This is a genomic window from Streptomyces sp. R28, from assembly GCF_041052385.1.
In the GTDB taxonomy this organism is placed as follows: domain Bacteria; phylum Actinomycetota; class Actinomycetes; order Streptomycetales; family Streptomycetaceae; genus Streptomyces.
Genome location: NZ_CP163439.1, coordinates 4,188,874 through 4,212,320, shown reverse-complemented (window position 1 = coordinate 4,212,320; position 23,447 = coordinate 4,188,874). Strand labels below are relative to the sequence as shown.

The window sequence follows — 23,447 nt, the reverse complement described above, 5'->3', positions numbered from 1 at the left end:
TCCTTATTTGACGGCACCCACGGCGATGCCACGGGTGAGGGTCCGCTGGAACAGAAGGAAGAAGACGATGGCCGGCAGGACACCGAGCAGCGCCGCCGCGTTGGTCATCGTGGCGTCCATCAGCCGCTGGCCCTGGAGGACGCCGAGGGCCACCGACACCGTCTGGTTGTCGTTGGAGATCAGCATGACCAGGGGGAGCAGGAACTCGTTCCAGGTCCAGATGAAGAAGAAGACCATGAGCACACCGAGGGTGGGGCGGCTGACGGGGACCACGATCCGCCAGAGGATCTGCCACTTGTTGGCGCCGTCGATCTTCGCGGCCTCGATGATCTCGCGGGGGAACTGTCCCAGCACGGACGACAGGAGATACGTGCCGAACGCCGCCTGGATCACCGTGAACACGATGATCACGCTGAGCCTGGTGTCGTAGAGCCCCGCCTCCTTGCTCAGGTAGTAGATCGGGTAGACCAGCGCCTCCTGCGGCAGCATGTTCGCCAGGACGAAGAAGGCCAGCACCCAGGTACGGCCCTTGATGCGGCCGATGCCGATCGCGTACGCGTTGAGCACCGACAGGATCACCGCGCACACCGCCACCGCACCGCTGATCAGCAGGGAGTTGAACAGCTTCTGGCTGTAGTCGACGCGCTCCCAGAAGTCCTTCAGACCGTCCATGTAGAGACCGTCGGGGAGACTCAGTGGGCCGTTCTGGGAGTACTCCGTCGGTGACTTGACCGCGTTGAGCGCCACGATCAGCAACGGGATGATCATGAACAGGGCGGCGACGCACAGGGCGATCAGTACCGGGTAGCGACGCAGGGCCGTGGTCATGACCCGTCCCCTTCCTCCGCGCGGGTCTGGAGCTTCAGGCCGATCAGGGAGAGGGCCAGGATGATCACAGTGAGGACGGTGGAGATGGCGGCGCCATAGCCGACCTGCGTCTTCTCGAAGAACGTGGTGAAGGAGAAGTAGGACGGGACGTTCGTCGCCCCGCCGGGCCCGCCCTTCGTCAGGACGTACACCGCGCCGAACACCTTGAGCGCGGCGATGGTGCACCAGGTCAGGACGACGTAGATCTCCGGGCGGATCTGCGGCAGCGTGATGTGCCAGAACCGGCTCCACCAGCCGGCGCCGTCCAGCTCGGCCGCCTCGTGCAGCAGTGGGTCCACGCGCTGCAGGCCCGCCATGAAGACGACCAGCGGGAAGCCGATCTGGACCCAGACCATCACGCCCATGACGCTGTAGAGGGCGATGTCGGGGTCGCCGAGCCAGTCCTGCTGCCAGCTCGACAGGCCGATGGCCTTGAGTAGTTCGTTGAGGGAGCCGTCGGTGGGAGCCAGGATCCAGCTCCAGACGATGCCCGCGACCGCGATCGGCAGCACCTGGGGGAGGTAGAAGCAGGCGCGCAGAACGGCGACGGTCTTCGACCCGAAGTGCTTGCCGACGTAGTCGAACAGCGCGGCGGCCAGGACCAGTCCGACCGCCGTCGGCAGGGCCGCCATGGCGACGACCATGAAGAGGCTGTGCCGGAACGACGCCCAGAACTCCGAGTCGTCCATCAGCTCGCGGTAGTTGGCGAGCCCGGTCCAGCCGGGGGAGCCCACGCCCTGCCAGTCGGTGAAGCTGACGCCCGTGTTCATCAGGAACGGGACGACGATGACGGCGAGGAACGCGAGGACGCCGGGGAGGAGGAACAGGGCGTAGGAGTCGCGGGGGCGGCGAGGGGGACCGGCCTGGGTCTTCTTGCCGGTCACCCCTCGTTCGACGGTGATCGTCATTGCTTCGGCGCGCCCTTGTCGTAGGCCTCCTGGAGGGCGTCCAGATAGCCGTCCGGCTTCCCGCTGCCGGCGATCAGCTTCTGGGTCTCGGAGACGAGGACGTCGTAGTAGCCCGGGACCGGCCAGTCGGGGTAGAAGGCCAGGCCGTCACGTTGGGACAGGGCGTTGAAGTTGTCGATGAGCGCCTTCGACTTCGGGTCGCTGATGGCGCTCACATCGGCCGCGACCGGGACGCCGCCCTTGTTGCCGAGCAGGTTCTGGATCTTCTTCGACATGGTGATGTCGATGAAGTCGTAGGCCAGCTTCTTGTTCTTGGCGCCCTTGGGGACGACCCACAGGTTGCCGCCGGAGCCCAGGGTCAGGTTGGAGTCGGGCCACAGGAAGGTGCCCCAGTCGAACTTGGCCTCGTCGACGAAGCGGCCGTACCACCAGCTGCCGGAGAACAGGATCGGCGACTTGCCCTGGATGAAGGAGACGCCCGCGTCCTCCGCCTTGGCGCTGTTGGACGTCTTGCCGATGTAGCCCTTCTTCACCCAGTCGGCGAAGGTGTCGGCGGCGTACGTCCAGGCCGTGTCGTGGAAGTCGGTCTTGCCCTTGTAGAGCTCGTAGGAGTCGACCCAGGCGCGGTCGGCCTTCGACAGGGCCAGCTGGTAGAGGTACTGCTGGGCGGGGTACTCGGCGCCGGAGTTGGCGAGCGGGGTGACCTTGTTCTGGACGAACGTGTCCATCGCGGCGGTCAGTTCGTCGAACGTCTTCGGCTCGGCGATCTTGTACTTCGCGAAGAGGTCCTTGTTGTAGAAGACCATCGTGTACTCGGCGTAGTTGGGCACGCCGTACCACTTGCCGGAGCCCATGACGCCCTGGGCGTCGTACATGCTGGTGGTGCGCACGCTCGGGGTGAGCTTCTTGTCCCAGCCGCGTTTCGTGGCCTCCGCGCTGAGATCGGTGAGAAGCCCCTGCTTGGACAGGAGTCCCGCCGTCGCGTTGCCCTTGTTGTACTCCATGACGTCGGGCGCGTCGGAGGAGTTGAGGACCATCGGGGCGGTCTTCTGGATCTGCTCGAAGCCCTTCGCCTCGAACTCCACCTTCACACCCGGGTGCTTGGCCTTGAACTCCTTGATCGCCTCGTTCCAGGCCTGCCCCATCGCGCTGTTCGGGGCCTCGTAGTGCCACAGTTTCAGTGTCTTGCCGTCTTCGGAGGACCCGCTGTCCGAGTCCGAGCAGGAGGCCAGGAGCAGTGAGCCGGTGAGGGCCACCGCCATCGCCACCACACGCCGTCGTGCCGTCAACATCCCGTGCCTCCAGGGAAGTCGGAGCTGGATGGTGCTGGAGACATCACGCATCGATCATCGAATCGATTCGATGCGTGACGTCGAAGCGCTTCGACGGGCGAAGGTATGTGCGAGCTGTGGGCGCGTCAATGGATCGCGCGTGAATTGGGGCCGGGGCGGGGGTGGAGTGGCGTACGGCGTGGCTCGGGCCTGTGCCTTACTCGGACCTCCTGTAGCTGCCGGTGATCTGGCCCTGGTCGTTGATGCCGGCGGCGCCGGTCGCGGGGTCGCCCGGGAAGTTGACCTGGGTGAAGGCTCCCTTGATGCCGTCTGCCAGGACGAACCCGCCCCCTGTCGTCGCCACGTCGGCTGTGGCGGCGGCGATCCCCGCTATCCGGCCACGGTTGTCGAGGCCGGACGCGAGGGTGATCGGGACCCCGGGCGCGGCGAAGGACATATAGCGCCCCTTGCCCAGCGGGAAGCCGCGTGAGGTGAGTGGCGTGGCCGGGTTCACGAACTGGACGCCGGTGATCTGGCCGCGGTCGTTGATGCCGCTCGCGGAGGTGGCGTAGCCGCCGGGGGCGTCGAGGGTGGTGAACTTCCCCCGGGTCCAGCGGAAGCCGTGGTACTTGCCGGCGGCGTCCTGGTACTCGCCGACGATCTGCCCCTGGTTGTTGATGTTCAGGGCCTGGGTGTACCTCGCACCGGGGACGTCGATCCGGGTGAGCCGGCCGCCGCGCGGCAGGAACCCGCGCCGGTTGTCGTCGTCCCCGACCCGGCCGGTGCTCAGGCTTTACGCGCCCACGAGCTCACCCCGGTCGTTGATGCCGAACGGCGAGGTCGACCGAGCGCCCGGCACGTCGACGGTGGTGAACCGGCCGGCCCGGTTGCGCACGAACCCGTGCTCGTCGGCTCCGGCGCCACTGGACGCCGTACCGCTGTTGTACTTGCCCGTGATCCGGCCGCGGTTGTCGATGTCGAACGGCGAGGTCCCCTGCTGGGCGGCCGGCACGTCGAATCCGGTGTAGCGGCCGTCCGTCAGCAGAAATCCGGGGGCGGGGGTGTGGGGGCGGCTGTCGCCGCCGGGCCGGGCCCGGGCGGCTGCGGCAAGGGCCGTGAGTGTTGCGATGGTGATGGTGATGGTGATGGCCGAGAGTGTCCGGCCGAGACGCTTCGTGCGTAGTGGAGTAGCCACGACGGTCTCCTTGCCTGTGCGACTCCGTTTCCTGGTATTCGCACCCGGCGTCCGCCGCGGATGCCGCGGGAGGCCGGGCAAGTTGAGTGAGCATCAGCTGGGGCGGCGAGTTACGGACAGCAGCGCGATGGACAGAGCTGCTGCCGCTGCCATGACCGGCACGCCGTAGCCCGTCGTCGTCGATGCGTGCTCCACCGTCCAGCCGCCGACGGCGCTCCCGCAGGCGATTCCGCCGAGGAGTCCGGTCACCGCGAGGGTCATGCCCTCGTTGATGCGGCCCTCCGGTGTGCGCTGCTGGACCAGGGTCATGCAGGTGACCATCGTCGGGGCGGTGGCCATGCCGGCGATCAGCAGGGCGCCCGCGAGCACCAGGAGGGAGCCGGTGAGGGCGGCGGCGAGCAAAGGCAGGATCAGGAGTGCGGTCATGGCGGTGACGCACCAGACGTAGCGGTCCTCCGCGGGGCCGGCCGGCTTGAGCGCCCCGTACAGCAGGCCCGCCGCGCACGAACCGGCGGCCTGGAGGCCCAGGACGACACCGGCTGCCGACGGGTGTCCCTGTGCGTCCGCGAACGCGATCGTGACGACCTCCATGGAGCCGAACACCACGCCCATGGCCAGGCATACGGCGAGCAGCGGGGGCATGCCGGGGGCGCCGAGCGGAGCTCTTGAGGGGGGTCCGTCCTGAACGGGCGGTTCCGTCGATCGCTGTGCGGTGAACAGCACCATGCCCGTCACCAGCAGCACCACGCCGACCAGCGTGCCCGCTTCCGGGATGAACGCCCCGCAGAGCAAGGCGGCGAGCACCGGGCCCAGCATGAAGCAGAGCTCGTCGGCGGCCTGCTCGAAGGAGTTCGCGACGTGCAGGGACTCCGGCTTGTCTCTGAGCAGGTGAGCCCAGCGGGCGCGGGACATGCCGCCGATGTTGGGGGTCGTGGCGGTGGCGGCGTACGACGCGAAGAGCGTCCACGCCGGCGCCCCGGACCGCACGCACAGCAGCAGCGCCAGCGAGCCGAGTGCCGCAAGTACCGTGGCCGGTACGGCTATTCGGGCCTGGCCGTACCGGTCGACGAGCCGTGCCGTCCAGGGGGCGACCAGCGCGGTCGTCGCGAGGCCGGTCGCGGTGACCGCGCCGGCGAGGGCGTACGACCCCCTCGTCCCGGCGATCATGACGACCGCGCTCACGCTGAACATGCCCATGGGCAGGCGGGCGATCAGGTTCCCGAGGGTGAAGGCGCGGGTGCCGGGGTGGGCGAAGAGCCGGCGGTAGGGGCCGTGGGGGCGGTGTCTGTTCCGGTGGCTGGTCCGGGGGCTGAAGTCGACGGCCACGAGCATGTCTTGGGTTGTCGTGAACATGGGTTCCGGCATGGACCCACCGTCGCGCCGAAGTGATCAAGGCGTCCAACACCTTCTCCGTACCGACTTACGCACTCTCGTTGTAAATTCGCCGTATGCCCGCCCCGACCAACCTCGACCCCCGCCTCCTGCGCGCCTTCCTCACCGTGGCCGAGGAGCGGCACTTCACGCGCGCCGCGGCCCGCCTGTACGTCGCCCAGCAGGCGCTCAGCCGGGACGTGCGGCGGCTGGAGCGGGAGTTGGGCGCCGAACTGTTCGTGCGGACGACGCGGCAGGTCACGCTGACGGCCGACGGCGAGCGGCTGGTGCCGTACGCGCGCCGTGCCCTCCAGGCCCAGGACGACCTGCTCGCAGCCTTCGGCCAGGCCCGCCCCCTGCTGGTGGACCTGAACTCGCCGGGCCTGGTCACCGGCCGCAGGGTCCTGCACCGGGCCCGCGAACTCGCCTCCGAACACGAGCTGATGGCCCGCTACGAGAGCGGCCTGACGGGCGCGGCCGGCGAGATGGCCGCGGGGCGGCTGGACGCGTCCTTCGGCCGGTTCGCGGGGCTGGACCCGGCGCTGCGGGCGGGCCTCGATCACCAGCCGGTCCGCTACGAGCCGATGGCGATCCTGCTGCCCGAGGGCCATCCGCTGGCGGAATTGGAGGCGGTGCCGCTCGCCGCGCTCGAGGGCGGGACCGTCTATGCCGGGGCCGGAAACCCCCGTACGCCGGAGTGGACCGACCTCGCGCGCCGACTGTTCGACGGGCGGGGGATCGAGGTGGCCCCGCCCGCCCCGCTCGCCGTCGGTGACGAGGAGTTCCAGCGGATCATGGCCAAGGTGAGGACCCCCGTTCTCGCCGTCATCGGCTTTCCGGCCATGCCCGGGTCCGTGCTTCGCCCCTTGACCGATCCCGTGCCCCTGTCACCCGTGTCACTGGTGTGGCGAAAGGGCCTGGTGCACCCCGCATTCGACGCCCTTCGACGGGCGGCGGCCCAGCTCGCCGCCGAGGAGGGGTGGCTGCTGAGGCCCTCCGGGGGATGGATTCCGGCCATCGATTCGGCCGCCATGAGCGTCCGCGATTGACGCGACGTCGAAGCGCTTCGAGCAGAGAGATGCATGCGAGGGCGGAGAGGGTGGGCAATGGGCGATGTCCCATATGGCCGTCTGTGTTCTGTCGCACGGCTTTCATGTGTGGAGGGAGTGTGAAGACCGCTGGTAATTTATAGGTGACTCAAGGGGAAAGGAGGGCGCTGTGACGCTGATGGGGCATGGGGAGGAGCCTCAGGAGCGGGACGTCACCATGCAGTTGAAAGTGCCCGGCTCATTCAAGGCGGACGAGACCGTTCAACTGAGGGTGCCGCAGCAACGTATATCCGGCACCGAACAGGAATCAACGGAATCCGAAATATCCCACCCTTCCGGGGTGGACTCATCGCATCGAATACGTGACGACAACACAGCCGATCAACTGAATCGCCGCAGAAATCGGAACCCTCGCAAAGCCCCTCGACCATCCCTCTTTTCCCGCCTGGTCGCCGTCCTTCACCTGGCGCCCCTGCTGAGCGTCCTCGCCACGCAGGCCGCCCGCCTCGCGCCCTACGCCCGGCGTATGCGGCCGCAGTACCCCCGGCCAGGACGCACCGGCCTGCGTCGATGGCTGCCCTCCTGGCGGCAGTGGCTCGGCGCCTCGTTCACCGGCGTGGGCCTCAGCGGCCTCTTCCTCGTCGTCGCCTACGCGGCCACCGACATCCCGGACAACCTCAACTCGTACGCCACCCAGCAGGACAACGTGTACCTCTGGGCCGACGGGACCCCCATGGCCCGTACCGGCTGGGTGCAGCGGCAGGCGATGCCGCTGAAGGACATCCCCGCGGACGTCCGGTGGGCGGTACTCGCCGCGGAGAACGAGAGCTTCTACAGCGACCCCGGCATCTCCTTCCAGGGCATAACCCGTGCCCTGTTCCGCACGCTCGGCGAGGGTGACACCCAGGGCGGCTCGACCATTACCCAGCAGTACGTCAAGAACGTGTACCTGAACCAGGACCAGACGGTCGGCCGCAAGTTCACCGAGGCGATGATCGCTCTCAAGCTCGACGACCGGATGAGCAAGGACGAGATCCTCGAGAACTACCTCAACACGAGCTGGTTCGGCCGCGGCACCTACGGAATCCAGCGCGCCGCCCAGGCCTACTACGGCAAGGACGTCAGCGAACTCAACGCCGGCGAGGCCGCGTTCCTGGCCGCCCTGCTCAAGGGCGCCGGCCTGTACGACCCGACCCTGAGCAGCGCCAACCGCGCCCGGGCCGTGGAGCGCTGGTCCTGGACCCTCGACCGGATGGTCGACATCGGCAAGCTCTCCCAGGCCGAGCGGGCCACGTACAAGAAGTTTCCCGAGCCGCTGAAGCGCAACCCGTTGTACGACACCGGTGAGCAGACCGATTACCTGGTCGAACTCGCTTCCCAGTACGCCAAGAAGGCCGCGAAGATCTCCGACAAGGATTTCGACCTCGGCGGCTACCAGATCTACACGACCTTCGACAGGAAGAGGGAGGACCAGCTCACCGGCGCCGTCACCAAGGCGCGCAAGAAGGCCCTGAAGGACCACCCGAAGACCGCCAAGACCGCGCACTACGGCGCGGCCTCCGTGGCCGCCGACGGCCGGATCGTCGCCGTCTACGGCGGACCCGACCACCGTAAGCAGGGCTACAACGAGTCCAACGCCACCACCGTCCCGGCCGGTACGGCCTTTGCGCCGTTCGTCTACGCGGCCGGTCTGGAGCACGGCGTCCGCAAGACCCGCGACGGAGAGGCGACCCCAATCACCGGGGAGTCCCTTTACAACGGCGACGACGACGTGCCGGTGACCACGCCGGAGGGGCCGTACTGGGACCGCAGCGGCCGCAAGGTGGCCGCCAGTAACGACGGGGACAGGTCCTACGGGCAGATCTCCCTGCACAGGGCGATGGAGCTGTCGGTGAACACGCCGTTCATGCAGCTTGGTATGGACACCGGCCTGGACAAGGTGCGCGCCACCGCCGAGGCCTCGGGGCTGCTGCCCTCCAGCATCGGGGCCCAGGTGCCCGCGCTGTCGATGGGCAGCTCCACGCCCAGCGCCATCCGCATGGCCGGCGGCTACTCCACGTTCGCCGCGGCCGGCAAGCACACCGAGCCGTACTCGGTGCGCCGCATCACCCACAACGGCACCAAGGTCCCCCTGGACCTGCCCAGCTCGCGCCGGGCGGTCGGCGCCGACGTGGCGGAGGAGGTCGACTCCGCGCTCACGGACGCCTTCCGCGCCGCCCACCCCGACGGCGCCCCCGCCACCGCGAAGGTGGCCGGGAAGACCGGGACAACGCAGAAGGACACCGCCGCCTGGTACGTCGGCACGTACAAGTCCGTCTCCACGGCGGTCGTCGTCTACCGCATCGACCTCGCCGAGAGCCTCGAACCACTGCCGCTGAAGGGGATCGCGGGCGCGCCCGCGCCTGACGTCCCCTACGGCATCTGGGCCGGCGCCATGAGCCCGCTCGGCTGATCCTGAGCGCTCCGGCCCAGCAGCCCAGCAGCCCAGCAGCCCAGCAGCATCGCCACCCCCTTCGCAGAATGAGCCGCACATGAAGCCGAAGCCGGCCACCGGCCGCCGCCGCACAGCCCGCGCATCCCGTCACCGAGCAGGGGAGCCCCAGGTTTCCGTGCGCCTGGGAGCACTGGTGGTGGCGGCCCTCCTCTTTGCCTTGGTGATACCCGTGGCCTACCAGAGCCTGACCGGCTCGGACAGCACCACGCCGATCGCGTCCGCCGACGACCGGGGCGGCTCCGACGCCGAGGGCGCACCCTCCAGACCGCCCAAAGAGCCCGAGTGGGACGGGAAGACCAAGGTGCTCGGCGACGGCTCGACGTCGTACACCGGGCCGCAGAAGGGCACGTTGAAGCCGAAGCGGCTCAAACCGGGCGAGAAACCACCTCAGTTCGTGGTCTTCTCCTGGGACGGCGCCCTGGCGGGCGACGACCAGCTCTTCGAGCACTACCGGGAGTTGGCCAAGGAGTACGACGCCCACATGACGTTCTTCCTCACCGGCATTTACCTGCTGCCCAAGGACGAGGCGAAGGTCTACGACCCCCCGCAGCACGACAAGGGAGCCGCGGCCATCAGCTACCCCACCGACGAGCACATCCGCACCACGCTGGAGCAGCTCGGCAAGGCGTGGCAGGACGGGCACGAGATCGGCTCGCACTTCAACGGCCACTTCTGCGGAGCCTTCGGCGGCGGCTACTGGAGCGTCGACGAATGGAAGAGCGAGATCGACCAGTTCTACTCGTTCCTGCAGAACTGGAAGACCAACACCGGTTACCAGGACATCGCTCCCCTGCCCTTCGACGCCGAGCGCGAGATCACGGGCGGTCGCGCGCCCTGCCTGGAAGGGCAGAAGAATCTGCTCAAGGCCGTCAAGAGCTACGGCTGGCGCTATGACGCGAGCTCAGCCGGCGACTTCCAGATCTGGCCCGCCAAGAAGGACGGCATCTGGGACTTCCCGCTGCAGATGCTCCCGTACGAGGGCGGCGACTACCAGGGTCTCTCCATGGACTTCAACTTCCTCTACAACCAGTCCGACGGCGAGACCGAGGGCGCCCCGGCCATGTACCCCCAGTGGCAGGAGGAGACCGTCCAGTCGTACATGAACGGATTCAACCGTGTGTACTACGGCAGCCGGGCACCGCTGTTCATCGGCAACCACTTCGAGCAGTGGAACGGCGGCACGTACATGCGGGCCGTCGACGAGGTGGTCAAGAACGTCTGCACGAAGAAGGACGTGCGCTGTGTGTCCTTCCGCGAACTGGCGGACTGGCTCGACGCGCAGGAGCCGGAGACCCTGGAGCGGCTGCGCACCCTGGACCCGGCCCAGTCGCCGGACTGGTCGACCGTCGTTCAGTGACGGTCCCATAACTCCCTTGGCTCCCGGGCGCACCCCTCTTCACAAGAGCCACACAAGTCATGCAAAGATGCGCTGCCCGGCATCCGTCCGCCGGGGCAAGAGGGGAACTGACAGTGAAGTCAAGGAAATTGAGCCGCACGCGGCGTCGCGCCACCATACTCGGGGCAGCCGCCGCCTCGGTCGTCGCCGGAGCAGCGATGCTTCCCAACTGGAGCGCGGGCGCCGCGGTCGCCGACGACCCCACGGTGGATGCCAGGACCAAGGCCACCTTCCAGCGGCTGGCGGACGCGGTCTTCACCGACCGTACGAACGCTTTGGTCGACGGCACGCAGGGTGACCGGGAGAAGCCGCTGACCGACGGCCTGTCCGGGGATGTCCGGCTGTCCTCCAGCCTGGCCCGCAGCGAGGACGCCGCGCTGTCCACGCTGGATCAGCGCGGGGACAGGCTCGCCGAGCTGGGCGAGAAGTACACCAAGGGCAGCACGACCGTCACTGTGGACGGCACGAGCGTGAAGGGCCGCAAGGCCAAGGTCGCGGTCACCGAGACCACGACCCTCGCCTACGACAACGCCCGCGGCGGCGAACCGAGGACCACCGGGTTCCAGGCCCACCACGAGCTGACGTTCAGCGCCGACCGGCGGGGCGACTGGCAGCTGACCGGAATCCGCGCGACCGACGAGGGGTACCTCGCGGTGAACCAGACGGCCAGGCCGGCCGTCGCACCCATGGCCGCGAAGGCCGGCACCACCACGCCCTCGGCGCCCAAGGCATCGACCTCGTACCCCGGCCCGGTCAACCCGAAGAACTTCACCGCCAGCGGCCTGGACTACCCGGCGATGGCCGCCTACGCGAAGCAGTACTGGTCCAGCTACAACCCGGCCTACCCGGACTTCAACGGGCAGGGCGCAGGCGGCGACTGCACCAACTTCGTCAGCCAGGCCCTGAAGGCGGGCGGCTGGAAGCACGTTCCCGGCTATGTGTACGACTACACCAAGTGGTTCGGCAACGCCGAGATCCAGTCGTACTCGTTCGTCGGCGTCAACGAGTGGTCCTGGTTCGCTCAGAACTCGAAGCGGACGACCAGCCTCGCCAACGTCTACCAGATGGACGTCGGCGATGTGCTCCAGATGGACTTCGACAAGGACGGCTCGAAGGACCACACCATGATCGTCACGTCCCGCAGCCGGGGCGTTCCGTATCTGACGTACCACTCCACCAACACCTACAGCCGGTCGGTGTCGAGCATTGTCGCGTCGTACCCGAACGCCCTGTACTACGCCTACCGCACCTGATCCGACCGTGGTCACCCACGAGCGCCTTCGGCGGGCGCGGGTCGGCCCCCGGTGGGGGATGCCGGGGGCCGTGCGTGGGGAGGTGGCTCAGAGCGTGAGCGTCCAGCCGTTGAGGGTGCCGGTGGCGCCGGAGGAGGCGTCCTTGACGCGGAGCTTCCAGGTGTGGGCGTCGTCGCCATGCGTGTGGTCCCTGGCCGCGAGTGTTGCCGACCGGCGGCCAGGGACTGGCGTCACCCGATGGCGATGCGTGTCTTCCAGTAACTCGCCGGCGCGATGATCTCCTCGCCGGACCCTGGGACGACGACGGTCCGGCCGCCCGCGTAGAGCCGTACGGCTCCGTCCGACCGCACGCCCCAAATGTCGGGGACGGCGTCGCTGTTGGCGTCGGGCGTGCCCATCAGTAGCGGAAAGTTACTGACCGCCCAGCCCGAGGCGCCGTACTCGCTGTCCACGCCCCCGGCCGAACTTCCGGCGTTGGCCAGGGAGGCGAGGCTGACCCCGCCTCCGGAGGCAGCGATGCCCTTGCGGAGCAGGAGCTTGCCCGACGTGTCGGATCGATAGAGGAGGTCGGTGACGCCGTCGCCGCTGATGTCCAGCGCGGTGACGATGTCCCGGCTGGTCCAGCCCGAGGCCGACAGCCGGGTCGCCTGGTCGACGGTTGCTCCGTGGTAGCCGGTGAAGACCCATAGTTCGTCGCCGATGGTGGCGAAGAAGTCGGTCCGGCCGTCCCCGGTGGCGTCGCCCGCCGAGACGAACTGGGTCAGGTCGGCGGGGCTGGGAGCACCCTCGGGGAGCAGGATCTCGCGGCGCTTGTCGATGTTGACGGCGCCGTAGCCGTCACCGGGGTACACCCACAGCTTCCCTCCGACGCGGACGACCAGGTCCTGGAGGCCGTCGCCGCCGTAGATGTCGCCGTTGTGGGTGATCAGGGCGCCCTTGAAGTGGCCGTTGGGCGCGGGCACATAGGGCGGCAGTTCATCGCCGTTGGGGTCCTTGTCCGGGTTGTCCCGGTAGGCGCCGGGCATCGAATAGTTCAGGTCTCCGGTGCCCTTGGCGAGGTCGGTGGTGGTGGCCTGTGAGGGATACATGGCCAGGTTGCCGGCCTCCGTGACGACCATCAGGTCGGGCAGCTTGTCGCCGGTGAAGTCGCCGGGGGAGTCGGCCTGGTCGCGGGGGGTTACGTAGAAGAAGTACTTCGCCGGTTCCGAGGGGTTGCCCGCGCTGTCCACGGCCCTGACGTAGAGCACGTTGGGCCCGGCCGCCGGCGGTTTGGCGTTGGAGATCGTCGCACTGACGCTGGTGGCCGTGTTGGCGGTGCGGTTGAGGCTGCCGGTGTAGTTGGGCGAGTTGTAGCCGTACTCGTAGCGCACGACGTCGCTGTTGAGCGCGCGGACCGTGAACGACCCCGGCGTGCCGAACTTCTTCGCGGACCAGTTGGCGTCCTCGGCGTCGTTGCCGAAGCCGTTCTCGCTGCCGTCGGCGTTGGGGAAGTCGGTGGAGCTGACCTTCGGCGGCCTGGGCGCGGTGGTGTCGAGGACGAAGCGGCACGGCGTCTTTGCGGGCGCGTAGCCCGAGCTGGCCCCAGCGTCGTCGACTGCGCGCACCCGCCAGGAGTAGGTGGTGCCGTTGGTGAGCTTGCTGGTGGAGAAGCCCGTCGTCGTGCGCAGTGCGGTGTTCTTGTCACCGCCGACGGGGACCTTGCCGGTGGGGCCCAGCAGGTCGCCCGTCGCCTGCCACTTTTCGTGCGGCCACAGGTCGAAATCGAGGTGGTCGAGGTTGCTGTCCTTGTCGGAAGCCCGTGCGGTGAACGTCAGGTCGCCCGAGCCCATGCGGACGTACGGCTTGGTGGTGGTGCACTTGCCGTCCGGGCCGAGATCGAGCGATCTGGCGTCCACGGTCGGTTTGCGGTTGTAGACGAGCTCCAGTACGGGCGCGTTGTCCCCGTTGGCCTGGAACTTCTTCCACGCGTACTGCGAGTGCTCGTCCCGTGCCCGCAGCCCGAAGGTGATGGTGTCCTTGCCCTGGTCGGCCTGCTTCTGCGCGGCTTTCTTCACGTCGAACGCCTCGTACGCGTCCCGGCACCCGGACTTGTATCCGTGCGCGAAGCTCTTGGTCGCGAACTTGTTGCCGTCGTGCAGCTTGGGGGCGTTCTTCCAGTTGGTCTTCCCGTTGACCGGGCCGGTGAGGTGCACGCTCATCGAACGGGCGCTGCACGACCAGGAGTACGTCTCCAGCATGCGCAGCTTCGCACTTGTGATCTTCGTGCCCTTGAGGTCCTTGTCGAAGGCGATGTTGAAGTACGAGCGGGAGGTGCCCCAGGTGTCCGACTCGAAGCCGACGCGGGCCTCGTGCGTACCGCCCTTGTTGAAGCCCTTGCCGTTGTAGAACGTGGCGTTCGGGTGGCGGCTGTAGGCGGTGGTCCAGTTCTGCGTGTGCTTCTTCACCGACGGGTCGATGAAGACCGGGTACGAGGTGGCCGGGTCGTCGAGGAAGGCCAGGTCGGGGGTGAGTACCCACTTCGCCCCGTCCAGGCTGGGCTCGACCAGCTCGCCGCGCGAGTCGGGTGACGGACCGTCGAGCCCGGGAAGGCTGAGCGTGGCCGCCGAGCCGCTCTGCGAGGGTGCGGGCGTCGGCTCGGCCGGGGCGGACGGCAGCGGGGACTCGGACACCGAGGGCTCCGGGCCGTCGGTGGCCGCCGGCAGAGTCTCGGGGGCGGTGTCCGCCTGCTCGTCGGTCTCGATGAGCTCCTCGGTGGGGCTCGGGCTCTCGCTCGGTCCGTCGCCGGCCGAGTCGGTCGGTACGGGGCTCTCCGACGTGGTCGGCTGGGCGGTGGCGCCGACCGATCCGTCGGTGACGGCCGGCCGGCCGCTGCTGTCCCACATCAGCGGGGTCGGCGACATCGCGACCTCGTTGGCGAAGGCGTCCTCGGCGGTGAGGACGCCCGTGACCGGATCCAGCCGGAAGTTCAGCGTCGCGGAGGTGATGCCGTACGAGATCTGCCGCGCCCGCGGATCGGCCGCGGCCTGCCGGTTCTTCAGGACCAACAGTTGGGCGAACCCGTCGTCGTCGGCCGTCAGCACCAGATCGGCGCCCGGGAAGATCTCGGGGTACAGGGCGCGCGAGCCGTCGATGACCGGGGCGGGGACCGTGCCCGGCCAGGTGAGCTGGATCGCGTGACCGTCGACGGTCAGGGTGACCAGAGGGCTCGAGGTCTCGTCAGCGGCGGCGCTCTTCAGCCCTTTCACCAGGGAGACTCGGCGCACGCTGGAGCGCGAGGTGCGCTGTTTCCCGTCGCGCGACCCGGAGCCGGCCGAGAACACGATCCGCGTGTTCGTGGCCCTGGGCTCCCAACCGGCCTTCGTGCGGTGGAGGTCGTAGTCGATGTCCCTCCATTCGCCGCCCACCTTGGCCCGGATCGGTGACGAGTACAGTTTCTTGGCCATCAGACCGTCGGGCCGCGCCCAGGTGGTGGAGCGCGCGGTGTGCAGCGCGGTGACCTCGACGGACTTGCCCGTCTTCGTCGCTCGCGCGATTGCGGCGGCCTCGGTCACGGGCTGCGCCTTCGCGTTCGCCTCTCGGCCTGATCCGTCGTGCGAACCCGGGTCGTCCAGACCGACGCCGAGCAAGGTGATGCCGGTGGCGGTGAGCGCCGCGGTCAGTACGGCGGCGGTGGTCCGACGTCCGGGCACACGGCGCCAGTTGCGCGTCTTGCGCGTCATCGGGCGAGCTCCCCTTCCCCCCTTGGAACCGGCGCGCGACAGGGCGCGGCCGGGCGAGCCGATGATGACCCATGAGGGGGCTGTCGTCACCCTTCGGATGCGGGCGACGGGGCTGAGTCGATCAACTGCGCGAGCCGTAAAGGTGGTTGGGCGTGCACGTCCACAACTGGTCGGAGCAGTGTTGACACTGGTGACAAATCGCCGTGAACCATCCCGCAAGTCCCAGAGTTCCAGGGCGATTTGATGGCGTAACAGGCGAATCAGGTGAATGATCACGGAAGGGTGGGGACTTCCGTTAGCTGAGGAAAGCGCAATCTTGCCCTCACGCACCGCTATGAAGCGTTACACGCCGTGATGGTCATCACATCCCCACAGCTGATCTAGCGGAGCTCCACGAAGTCGTCACAGAATCTGCATCATCTGATACGCCATCACGCGTGGTCCGTTCCCGGTCCCGCCTCAGTGGTCCGGGGGGACTTCGCCGTGTTCGGTCGCTCTTCGCATGTCCGTCGCCGACATCTGCGTCGTCTGCACAGGGCTGTCGTACCGGCCCTCGGCGCCGTCCTGCTCGTGGGCCTTCTGCCCGCGCAGTCGTTGGCCCTGCCGCCCGACCCGGCGGTCGAGGAGAAGGGTCGCGAGACCCTGGACCTGGAGACGCTCGACCAGGACGAGCCGGTCGCCGGCGAGACCTTCGAGCGGGACCTGGAGACCCTGAAGGTCGAGGTCCCCGAGGACCAGCAAGCGGCTCCGGCAGGCACGGCCACCGCTCCGGTCGCCGACTCCGGGACGGTCAGTTTCGGTACGGCGGCGTCGGCCACGACGCAGGCCTCGGCCCGCACGGGGACGACCGCCCGGCAGGTCGCCCTGTCCCCCGTCGACGACCTCCCCGTCAGCCTCGGGCAGGCCCCGGACCGGCCGGCCCCCACCGGCACCTGGTCCGTCCAGGTCTTCGACCGCACCGCGCCCGTGTCCCAGGGCGTCGACGGTGCCGTGGTCAAGGTGCAGGCGCCCGACACGGGCACGGTCCCGATCTCGGTCAAGCTCGACTACGCCAAGTTCAAGAACCTGTACGGCGCCGACTGGGCCTCCCGCCTGCGCTTCGTCCAGTTCCCCGAGTGCTACCTGACCACGCCGGACGTCGAGGCGTGCCAGGTGTACGAGGAACTGGAGACGACCAACGACACCAAGGCCCAGTCGATCACGGCGACGGTCGACACGGCGGCCGACGGCACCGTGACCCCGGCCTCGGCGACGACCACCGACTCCGACGGCCCGTCCGTCGCCCAGGCCGCCTACCGCACATCGGCCACCCCGGCCACTCCGGCTGCCGCGACCGGAGACGCCGCGGTCATCGGCGCGGTCGACTCCGGCGGCGGCGCGGGCGGCACCTTCAAGGCCACGCCCCTGGTCTCCAACGGCAAGTGGGAGGCGGGCGGTTCCTCCGGCGCGTTCACTTGGTCGTACCCGCTGACGGTGCCCGCGGCTCCGGCCGGCCCGGCCCCCACCATCTCCTTCAACTACAACTCCCAGACGGTGGACGGCCGTGTCGCGGTGTCCTCCCCCCAGTCCTCCTGGATAGGAGAGGGCTGGGACTACGACCCCGGCCACATCGAGCGCCGCTACCGCACCTGCCAGGACGACCGCAAGGCGCTGAAGTCCGGCACGCCCAACAACACGGCCAAGAAGGACAAGACGTCCGACCTGTGCTGGGTGTCGTACAACGCGGTGATGTCGCTGGGCGGCCGGAGCGTAGAGCTGGTGCGAGACGCGCCGACGGGCAGCAACCCCGAGACCGACACCGAGATCTACCGTCCCCAGAGCGACGACGGCACTCGCGTCGAGCGCCGCACCGGCGGCGCCAACGGTGACAACAACGGCGAGTACTGGATGGTCACGACTCGGGACGGCACCAAGTACTACTTCGGCCTCAACCAGGTGGGCGGCGGCCACGCGGACACGAGCTCCGTTTCCACAGTCCCCGTCTTCGGCAACCACCCCGGAGAACCCTGCCACGCCACCTCCTTCGCCGACTCCCGCTGTGGCGCCGGCAAGAAGCAGGCCTGGCGCTGGGGCCTGGACAAGGTCGTCGACGTGCACGGCAACGTGATGGTCGTCAACTGGAAGCAGGAGACGAACTACTACGCCGTAAAGAAGAAGTTCAAGTCTCCCGAACAGTACGACCGTTACGCCTACCCGACGTCGATCGAGTACGGCATGCGCCCGTCCGACCTGACCAAGCCGTCCGCCACCGTCGAGTTCGGCGTCAAGCAGCGCTGCCTGAAGTCGGAGACGGGCTGCGACCCCGCCAACTTCGCCAAGACCGACGACCCCGGCGCGTACCGCCCCTGGTGGGACACCCCCGGCAATCTCAACTGCAAGTCCACGTCGAAGCTGTGCCCGTCGTTCCCGTCCTTCTGGACACAGATACGCCTGGACACGGTGACGACCAAGGGCGCCCGCGCCGCCCAGACCGGCCTCGGCAAGGTGGACACGTACCAGCTCCACCAGTCCTTCCCCGAGGACTGGTACGACACGGCCCCCGGCCTGTGGCTCAACTCGATCACCCGTCGCGGCTTCGCCCCCGGCGACAGCACCGGCACCCTCCAGCACAAGGACGGCGTCAGCTTCGCCGAGTACTCGGTCGGCTCCACCTCGCCCCTGCACGACCGCCTGAAGGACCGCCAACTGCCGAACCTGGTGTCGAGCGGTCCGAAGGACCAGCGCCCCGCTTTCACGCGCCCGCGCATCGGCACGGTCGCCACGGAGTACGGCGGTGACATCGAGGTCGAGTACAAGGGCGGCTGTGCCGCCGAGCCGTCCGAGGACAAGGGCGAGAGGAACGGCACCTGTTACCCCGTCCGCTGGTCGCCCGACGGTGACGAGAAGACACCCGCGAAGTCCTGGTTCAACAAGTACGTCGTCGACTCCGTGACCGAGACCGACAAGGTCACCTCCCACGGCAAGCCCGTTCACACGACGTACCAGTACACGGACTCCGCCTGGGCCAAGAGCGATGACGAGTTCACCCGCCCGTCCCTGCGCACGTACAGCGTCTGGCGTGGCTATCGCCAGGTGGCCGTCACCAAGGGCAGCAGAACCACCAACCAGCTCAACTTCCCGCAGGCCCAGTCGTACTCCGAGACCCGGTACTTCCAGGGAGTCGGTGGGACGGTCAAGGACTCCACGGAGAAGCACACGCTGCTCGCCGACGACGCACCGCAGTACGCGGGCATGACGGCGGAGACCATCACCTACCGGGACGCCGACAAGCGGATCCACAAGCGCACGCTCAACTACCCCTGGTCGAAGCAGACCGCGTCCCGCTCGCGGGAGGCCGAGAACGGCACGGACATGGATCCCCTGCTCGCGCACCGCATCGGGATCGAGCGCACCGAGGAGATCCAGCCGGTCGACAGCAGCTGGCGGGCCGTCCGGACGCTGACGACGGTCGACGACACATACGGCCTGCCGATCCAGGTGGAGACCGCGGTGGTCAAGCCGAACGGCAGCACCGGTGAGACCCTCTCCGACCAGACCTGCACCAAGACCTCGTATGTGCACAACACGTCCGCGTGGCTGATCGGTCTGCCGAAGGAGCAGCGCAGTACGGGCACGGCCTGCGCGGCCCACGACACGGCGGACCCGGCGACCAAGCTCATCAAGGCGGTGCGGAACAGCTACGACGGCCTGGCGTACGGCGAGACGCCGACGAAGGGGCTGGTCACCTCCGCTGCCGGGGTCAACGGCGCGGGAACCTCGTACTCGGTCGTCACCAAGACCACGTACGACCCACTGGGCCGCATCCGCACCATCACCAAGCCGGAGGTCGGCACCACAGAGACGCAGTACACGCCTGCGGATGCGGGCGGGCCGGTCACCTCGGTGAAGACGATCAACGCCAAGGGTCATGCCGTCACAACGACCTTCGACCCGGGCCGCAGCCTGGCGCTGACGGCCACCGATGCCAACGGCCGGGTCACGCGCTACGAGTACGACGCCCTCGGCCGCCTGGTGAAGGGCTGGTCGCCTTCGCGTTCCTCGGGCGGCAAGTCCCCGGACGTGGAGATCGCGTACCAGGCGGCGGTGGCCACCTCCGCCGAGACCAGGCCCGCCGCTGTCACCACGAAGACGCTGAAGGACGACGGTACGTACAGCCGTCAGGTGACGATCTACGACGGCCTGATGCGCCAGGTCCAGACCCAGTCCGAGGCGCACGGCCCCGGCCGGATCATCACCGACACGAAGTACGACGACCATGGCCTGGCCAGTGAGCAGACGAGCGGCTACCTCGCGAAGGGCGAGCCGGCGGCCGACTTGTTCGCGCCGAGATCGAAAGCGCTGATCCCGAGCCGGGTCACGTACGGCTACGACGGTCTGGAACGGCCGTCGATCCAGCTGACGTACCACGGCGATGCCTACCGGTACGCGGCGTACACCTTCCACGACGACACCAGCGCCTTCACGGACCCGTTGGGCTCGACCGCCCCTCAGACGCGCACGTACACCGACGCCCTCGGCCGGGTCACCGCGATCCGCCACTACAAGGACAACGCCGCCACGACCAACTGGGAACCGGCCACCTCGGAGAACAGCGGCCGCAAGACGACGTACGAGTACGACGCCCGCGGCTACCGCACGAAGGTCACCGACCCGGCAGGCAACACCTGGACCTACACATACGACGCCCGGGGCCGCGTGACGTCGACCACCGACCCGGACACCGGTAAGACGGAGACCTGGTACGACGACGCCGACCGCCCGGTCAAGGTGACGGACGCCAAGTCGCGGACGACGTACACGGACTACGACGAGCTCGGCCGGGTCACCTTCGTCCGTGAGGGCTCGGCAACCGCCGCCCCGGTCAAGTCGTTCACGTACGACAGCCTGCCGGGCGCGCTGGGCCAGCCGGTCGCCTCGACCCGGCACACGTCGGGCGGCGACTACATCAACCGGGTCACCGGCTACGACACCGACTACCGGCCCACCGGCAGTGAGACGGTGATCCCGTCGAACCCGCTGACAGCAGGCCTGGCGGGCACGTACGCGTACGCGTACGCCTCCACCCAAACCGGCAAGCCGCTGTCGGTCACCTTGCCTGCCGTGGGCGGACTGGCGAAGGAGAAGGTCGTCACCCGCTACAACGGCGACGGCCTGGCCGAGTCGACCTCGGGCCTCACCTGGTACACGTCCGACGCCACCTACTCGCCGTACGGCGAGGTCCTGCGAACGGTGTCCAGCTCCCAGCCCTACCGGGTCTGGACCACCAACTTCGTCGACCCGCACACCGGCAGCCTCCAGCGCACGGTCACCGACCGCGAGACCTCCGGACCGCACCGCATCACGGACAGCTACTACTCGTACGACGTGTCCGGCACCATCACGTCGACCGCCCGCGAACTGTCGGAGGCTTCGGGCGTCAAGTGGGACACCCAGTGCTTCACGTACGACGTGATGGGCGAGCTGGTGAACGCCTGGACGTCGAACATCACCCCGGCCCGCAACGCCACCGGCTGCAAGGCGTCGAACGGCGCGACGTGGGGCTATCGCACCGACTACAGGACCTCCTCCGGCCCGGTGGCCCACGCCCCGGACACGGCGGGCGACAAGTCGAGCCCGGACGCCTCCTTGTCGTCGACTCTGGCGGCCACGGCTCCCGACGCGACGACCGTGGCCACGGGTGCGACGGCGTACCACCAGTCGTTCACCTTCGACTGGCTGGGCAACCGCGCCACCTTGACGGAACATGATCCGGCGGACGCGACCAAGAACGTCACCTACACGTACGGCTACGGCACCACCGCGCAGCCGCACACGATGAAGTCGATCAGCTCCAACCCGTCGGGCATGGGCAGCAGTTACACGTACGACGACGTGGGCAACACCGAGGTCCGCGACCTGCCCGCCACCACGCAGGACCTGACCTGGACGTCCGAGAACAAGCTCGACACGATCACGGACGACGGCAAGAAGACGACGTACGTCTACGACGCCGCCGGCAACCGCATCCTGGAGAACTCACCGTCGGGCTCGACGCTCTACCTGGGCGAGACGGAGGTGACGACGGGCGCAACGGGGGCGATCACCAAGGCTTCCCGCTCCTACGCTCAACCCGGCGCACCTACGGTGACCCGGACCACGAGCAACGGCGCGACGACGGGCCACAAGCTGAACGTCCTGCTCGCGGACCACCTCGGCACGGCGAACACGACAGTGGAAGTGTCGAGCGGCCAGCCCGTCACCCGCCGCGCCTTCAAGCCGTACGGGGAACTTCGCGGCCCCAAGCCGTCGACATGGCCGAACAAGCGCAGCTACCTGGGCGTGGGCATCGACGACGCGGCAACGGGTCTTACTCACATAGGCGCCCGCGAGTATGACCAGAACTCTGGCCGCTTCCTCTCCGCGGACCCGATCATCGATATCGCGGACCCGCTCCAGATGAACGGGTACAGCTACGCGAAGAACAGCCCGATCAGCACCAGCGACCCCGACGGCCTCAAGCCGGTCACCCTGTGCGACAGCGGGTGCTCCAAGGACGGCGACACCTACCGGGACTGGATGACCCCGAACGGTGACGGCACATGGAGCTATCACTACGAGAACTCCCACTACGTCCACGACTCGACAGGCAATCTGCACAGCGTGGTCAGGACGGGCAGTGATCTGCCGGGCCTCGGCAAGAAGACCGTGCACAAGCCTTTCGACCTGTCGGTTCAAAGGACTGTCTTCAAGGCCCTTGCCACGGTCTTCCTCCCCGATCCGACGGACTGGAAGGAATGTCTCTCCGGCTCTGGAGCAACGAGTTGCTTCATGGCGGGGACGGACCTTCCCTTTGCCAAAGCCCTGAAGCTGGTCCCCGATTCGGTGATCAAGAAGGGGATCAAGGCCGTCGAGGACTGGTTCAAGAAGTGCAAGTGCTTCCTCGCCGGCACCGACGTCTTGATGGCCGACGGCGAGACCAAGGACATCGAAGACATCAAGGTCGGAGACGAGGTCCTCGCCACCGACCCGAAAACCGGTGAGACAGGCCCCCGAAAGGTCATCCGCCTCATCGTCACCGAGGACGACAAGTACTTCAACGAGTTGTCCATCGCCACCGAGAACGGCATCGACAAGCTCACGGCCACACACGAGCATCCGTTCTGGTCCCCGTCTGAGCGGGACTGGGTCGAAGCGGGTGACCTCAAGCCGGGCATGACCCTGCTCACCGATGACGGAGACACCGTCATCGTCACGGGCAACCGTCCATTCACAAAGCACGCCCGCACGTACAACCTCACGGTTGACGACTTGCACACGTACTATGTGCTGGCGGGGGCGACGCCGGTACTGGTTCACAACAGCAGCTGTCCGGCGTTCAAGGATGATCCGTACCATCCGGATCAAGTGCAAAGTCGAATTGATGCTGGACGGAAAGCCTGGGCAGAAATTCCCAGGGAAGTTCACAATACGGTGAACGGCATCGAGAGCGGTCGGGTCAGGCAGCGAATCAACAGCACTGGACCTGACTGGTTCAATGCGAACGGAAATACTAGCAGTCCTTGGTATAATGCCACGATCTTCACCGGTGTGGGCTCGGCTGCGACCAAGACTCGAGTCCTCGTGCGAAGTGATGGGGTCGTAGGGTACGTACTCGGTCACAATTACAACAAGGTGATCGAGTATGGTTACGCCAGGCTTCCCAACCAGTATGTGCCAAGGCCTTGATCTGGGGAGGGGTGAATGGAGCTGAAGAGACTTCTCGCTGAGGCGGGCCTTGTAGTGACGGAGGGGTGTGGCGACCAGGAGGGATTTGTGCCCCCCCTCGTCACCGGTCAGGCGCCAAGCTGTCCCGCTGGGGACGGTCGCACCGATTTCCTGGTGGACATCGAGGACCCATTGCTGGCCGAGAAGGCGAACGCAGGGTGGTATCGCTTGTCGGTTGAAG

The 23,447-nt window shown here is 67.9% G+C and carries 13 protein-coding genes and 1 pseudogene; 5 read left to right on the top strand and 9 right to left on the bottom strand.

The features are described 5' to 3' along the window. Positions 1 to 3: 3 nt before the first annotated feature. From AB5J49_RS18595 to AB5J49_RS18565, 7 genes and pseudogenes are all read right to left on the bottom strand, one after another. Entirely contained in the window at positions 4 to 828 is an 825-nt protein-coding gene (locus tag AB5J49_RS18595; RefSeq protein WP_369169746.1) for a carbohydrate ABC transporter permease, read from the bottom strand. Beyond that, a complete protein-coding gene (locus AB5J49_RS18590; RefSeq protein ID WP_369169745.1) occupies positions 825 to 1,775 on the bottom strand; it encodes a carbohydrate ABC transporter permease in 951 nt (316 codons plus the stop codon). Before AB5J49_RS18590 ends, AB5J49_RS18595 begins: the two co-directional genes overlap by 4 nt. Continuing rightward, positions 1,772 to 3,067: an ABC transporter substrate-binding protein gene (locus AB5J49_RS18585; protein WP_369169744.1), complete on the bottom strand. Its 1,296-nt coding sequence runs from the start codon at positions 3,065 to 3,067 to the stop codon at positions 1,772 to 1,774. Before AB5J49_RS18585 ends, AB5J49_RS18590 begins: the two co-directional genes overlap by 4 nt. Positions 3,068 to 3,263: 196 nt before the next feature. Beyond that, positions 3,264 to 3,560 carry a hypothetical protein gene (locus tag AB5J49_RS18580; RefSeq protein WP_369169743.1) on the bottom strand — a complete coding sequence of 99 codons (297 nt, stop codon included), beginning with the start codon at positions 3,558 to 3,560 and terminating at the stop codon, positions 3,264 to 3,266. An 84-nt stretch (positions 3,561 to 3,644) separates the two neighbouring features. Then, a pseudogene (locus AB5J49_RS18575) lies at positions 3,645 to 3,725 on the bottom strand (hypothetical protein); the annotation flags it as partial. A 114-nt stretch (positions 3,726 to 3,839) separates the two neighbouring features. Further along, positions 3,840 to 4,241, bottom strand: a complete 402-nt coding sequence (locus tag AB5J49_RS18570; protein WP_369169742.1) for a hypothetical protein — start codon at positions 4,239 to 4,241, stop codon at positions 3,840 to 3,842. Positions 4,242 to 4,334: 93 nt separating this feature from the next. Further along, positions 4,335 to 5,606 carry an MFS transporter gene (locus AB5J49_RS18565; protein WP_369169741.1) on the bottom strand — a complete coding sequence of 424 codons (1,272 nt, stop codon included), beginning with the start codon at positions 5,604 to 5,606 and terminating at the stop codon, positions 4,335 to 4,337. A gap of 83 nt (positions 5,607 to 5,689) precedes the next feature. Between AB5J49_RS18565 and AB5J49_RS18560 the strand changes: the two genes are divergently transcribed. The 4 genes from AB5J49_RS18560 (at position 5,690) to AB5J49_RS18545 (ending at position 11,804) form a co-directional block, all read left to right on the top strand. Further along, complete coding sequence (locus AB5J49_RS18560) at positions 5,690 to 6,661, top strand: LysR family transcriptional regulator (RefSeq protein WP_369169740.1); 972 nt, start codon at positions 5,690 to 5,692, stop codon at positions 6,659 to 6,661. A 217-nt stretch (positions 6,662 to 6,878) separates the two neighbouring features. Beyond that, the gene (locus AB5J49_RS18555) at positions 6,879 to 9,113 is read left to right on the top strand and encodes a transglycosylase domain-containing protein (protein ID WP_369175183.1); all 2,235 of its coding nucleotides are present in this window, start codon (positions 6,879 to 6,881) and stop codon (positions 9,111 to 9,113) included. A gap of 79 nt (positions 9,114 to 9,192) precedes the next feature. Beyond that, positions 9,193 to 10,512, top strand: a complete 1,320-nt coding sequence (locus tag AB5J49_RS18550; protein WP_369169739.1) for a hypothetical protein — start codon at positions 9,193 to 9,195, stop codon at positions 10,510 to 10,512. A gap of 113 nt (positions 10,513 to 10,625) precedes the next feature. Next, complete coding sequence (locus AB5J49_RS18545) at positions 10,626 to 11,804, top strand: amidase domain-containing protein (RefSeq protein ID WP_369169738.1); 1,179 nt, start codon at positions 10,626 to 10,628, stop codon at positions 11,802 to 11,804. 87 nt (positions 11,805 to 11,891) lie between these two features. Here the strand turns inward: AB5J49_RS18545 and AB5J49_RS18540 are convergent, their stop codons facing one another. Together AB5J49_RS18540 and AB5J49_RS18535 are read right to left on the bottom strand one after the other, a co-directional pair. Continuing rightward, complete coding sequence (locus AB5J49_RS18540; RefSeq protein ID WP_369169737.1) at positions 11,892 to 12,038, bottom strand: proprotein convertase P-domain-containing protein; 147 nt, start codon at positions 12,036 to 12,038, stop codon at positions 11,892 to 11,894. After that, on the bottom strand, positions 12,035 to 15,523 hold the full coding sequence (locus AB5J49_RS18535) for a DNRLRE domain-containing protein (protein ID WP_369169736.1): 3,489 nt from the start codon (positions 15,521 to 15,523) through the stop codon (positions 12,035 to 12,037). Before AB5J49_RS18535 ends, AB5J49_RS18540 begins: the two co-directional genes overlap by 4 nt. 483 nt (positions 15,524 to 16,006) lie before the next feature. Between AB5J49_RS18535 and AB5J49_RS18530 the strand changes: the two genes are divergently transcribed. Next, positions 16,007 to 23,227, top strand: coding sequence for a polymorphic toxin-type HINT domain-containing protein (locus AB5J49_RS18530; RefSeq protein ID WP_369169735.1), 7,221 nt, complete (start codon positions 16,007 to 16,009; stop codon positions 23,225 to 23,227). Positions 23,228 to 23,447 lie beyond the last annotated feature (220 nt).